The sequence below is a fragment of the Helicobacter vulpis genome (genome assembly GCF_003660395.1).
GTDB lineage: Bacteria > Campylobacterota > Campylobacteria > Campylobacterales > Helicobacteraceae > Helicobacter > Helicobacter vulpis.
This window is the reverse complement of record NZ_QXQT01000096.1, coordinates 1-485: the sequence shown is the minus strand read 5'-3', so window position 1 is coordinate 485 and position 485 is coordinate 1. Positions and strand designations below refer to the sequence as shown.

The following is a 485-nucleotide window of genomic DNA, read 5'->3' as shown; positions in this document are numbered from 1 at the left end:
ACCAATTCAATGCAGAGTTTGCCCCGCCCCGCTTTTGTGTGGAGTTAAAGGCACTCCAAGAGAGACTAAAAAGCAAAGAAGAGCACCGCGCTAAAAAGGGGGGGTATAGCGGGGCGATTGCCTATGAGTATCAATATTTGAGGTTGGGGTATAGAGATATTGCTAGAGACAGCGATGAAAGAAGTTTTGTTGTGAGTTTGTTGCCTAAAAATTGTGCGGTAGGAAACACTATGTTTTCAAGCGTGCCCTACACTTACACCCCAGAGGGCATACTAGAAGTGCCCCCCTTGCAAACTCTCTTTGCGTTGGGCTTGTTTAACTCTTTGGTAGTGGATTTTTACTTGCGCTCGCTCATACAGATACACACTAATAAACGCTATGTCTATCAACTCCCCCTCCCCCAGCCTAGCCTTGAAGAGATCAAAACCAACCCCCTTTACTTGGCTATCGCCCAAAGCGCGTTAGAATGCCAGCTTTATCACGAC

The 485-nt window shown here is 46.8% G+C and carries 1 pseudogene; it reads left to right on the top strand.

What is annotated here, in order from left to right:
* Positions 1–485 (top strand): annotated as a pseudogene (locus EAO38_RS08740) (Eco57I restriction-modification methylase domain-containing protein); the annotation flags it as partial.